Source organism: Peribacillus sp. NPDC058002 (assembly GCF_042886655.1).
GTDB lineage: Bacteria > Bacillota > Bacilli > Bacillales > DSM-1321 > Peribacillus > Peribacillus aracenensis.
Genome location: NZ_JBHVQU010000528.1, coordinates 1 through 1,174, shown reverse-complemented (window position 1 = coordinate 1,174; position 1,174 = coordinate 1). Strand labels below are relative to the sequence as shown.

The window sequence follows — 1,174 nt, the reverse complement described above, 5'->3', positions numbered from 1 at the left end:
TCTCACTGCCGTGCTCTCACTTACCGGCATTCGGAGTTTGGCTAAGGTCAGTAACCCGGTAGGGCCCATCGCCTATCCAGTGCTCTACCTCCGGCAAGAAACACACGACGCTGCACCTAAATGCATTTCGGGGAGAACCAGCTATCACGGAGTTTGATTGGCCTTTCACCCCTAACCACAGGTCATCCCCCAGGTTTTCAACCCTGGTGGGTTCGGTCCTCCACGAAGTCTTACCTCCGCTTCAACCTGCCCATGGCTAGATCACTCCGCTTCGGGTCTTGAGCATGCAACTCAATCGCCCTATTCGGACTCGCTTTCGCTACGGCTACCCCACACGGGTTAACCTCGCCACACACCGCTAACTCGCAGGCTCATTCTTCAAAAGGCACGCAGTCACGACATGCAAGCAAGCTTGCATGCGACGCTCCCACGGCTTGTAGGCACACGGTTTCAGGTACTATTTCACTCCGCTCCCGCGGTACTTTTCACCATTCCCTCACGGTACTATCCGCTATCGGTCACCAGGGAATATTTAGGCTTAGCGGGTGGTCCCGCCAGATTCACACGGGATTTCTCGGGCCCCGTGCTACTTGGGTGTCTCTCAAACGAGCCGTCAATGTTTCAGCTACGGGGGTCTTACCCTCTACGCCGGACCTTTCGCATGTCCTTCGACTACCCATACGGTTTCTGACTCGCCCAGCCGCCGGCAGACGACTGAAGCTCATTCCCACAACCCCGTATTGGCAACCCCTGCCGGGTCTCACACCAATACGGTTTGGCCTCATCCGGTTTCGCTCGCCACTACTCCCGGAATCACGGTTGTTTTCTCTTCCTGCGGGTACTGAGATGTTTCACTTCCCCGCGTTCCCTCCACACTGCCTATGTGTTCAGCAGCGGGTGACAGCCCATGACGACTGCCGGGTTTCCCCATTCGGAAACCCCCGGATCAAAGCTTGGTTGACAGCTCCCCGGGGACTATCGTGGCCTCCCACGTCCTTCATCGGTTCCTGGTGCCAAGGCATCCACCGTGCGCCCTTAAAAACTTGGCCACAGATGCTCGCGTCCACTGTGCAGTTCTCAAACAACGACCAGCCACCCATCACCCCACCTTCGCAGGCGAGTTCACTGGGGCCGGCAACCGAAGGCAGCCTTACGGCCATACCCTCAGACACCC

The 1,174-nt window shown here is 57.6% G+C and carries 1 rRNA gene; it reads right to left on the bottom strand.

Annotated features, from left to right (window positions below):
- Positions 1–1,049 (bottom strand): 23S ribosomal RNA (locus tag ACFVSH_RS26865); the annotation flags it as partial.
- Positions 1,050–1,174 lie beyond the last annotated feature (125 nt).